We start from the raw sequence: 809 nt of genomic DNA, 5'->3' as shown, positions 1-809 counted from the left end.
CGACATCGAGCACCCAGTGGAGCCGGTTCTCGATGCCCCAGTGAGCGCGCACGGCACGGGCGAACAGCTTGGCGTCGAGGGGGAGCGAGGACAGGAAGTAGCGCCGCTCGACCGAAGTCGTGTCGCCGCGTCCGACCGTTGCCCCGACCATGGCGATGGCCTCGAGGCCGGGGAAGCGCGGCGCGCCGGGATAGCGGCGATCCGCGGTGAGCCAAGCGACGTCGTGGCAGACGACATGGCGGCGGATCTCGCTGCGGCCGTGGCCGAGATCGATGGTCTCGTGGCTGTCGAGGCGGGCCTGCCCGGGGTCTGCGAAGAACAGGCGCACGTCCTCGGCGAGCACGGGCCAGTTGTGTTTGAGCGCGAGGAGATAGTCGGCGCCCTTGTCGAGGATGGTCTGGGCGATGGCGGTCTGCGTGCCCATGGCGTCGATCGTCACCAGGGCGCCGGTCAACTGCAGCCGCTCCAGCAGCAGCGGGATCGCCACGATCTCGTTGGCCTTCTCACCCACGGCCTCCTGGCCCAGCACCAGGCGCTGGCGCGTCGCCCAGGCCGAGACGACATGGAGCGGATGGCCGCCCTTGGCGCGGGCGCGACGCGAACTCTTGCCATCGATCGCGACGATGTCGGGCTCGGTCTCGCGCAGGGCCTCGACCCAGGCGGCAAAGCACGCCGAGAACAGGCCTGGATCGAGGGCGTTCAGAACGTCGTTGAGGGTGTCGTGCGACGGGATGCCATGTCGGAACGGAAGCATGTTGCTCAGGAATTCTGGCTTGTCTCGGCGCCTACTAGTGATCTCGAGTAAGTTA

1 protein-coding gene is annotated in these 809 nt (G+C 68.0%); it reads right to left on the bottom strand.

Translation table 11 applies throughout. From position 1 onward, the window contains the following. Positions 1 to 809, bottom strand: an 809-nt coding sequence (locus tag MFF64_RS36555) for an ISAs1 family transposase (RefSeq protein WP_238193918.1), incomplete at both ends; no start/stop codon positions are given.

This window comes from Methylobacterium frigidaeris, assembly GCF_022179185.1.
Taxonomy (GTDB): domain Bacteria; phylum Pseudomonadota; class Alphaproteobacteria; order Rhizobiales; family Beijerinckiaceae; genus Methylobacterium; species Methylobacterium frigidaeris.
The sequence above is the reverse complement of the archived record's forward strand: the minus strand, read 5'-3'. Positions and strand labels throughout refer to the sequence as shown.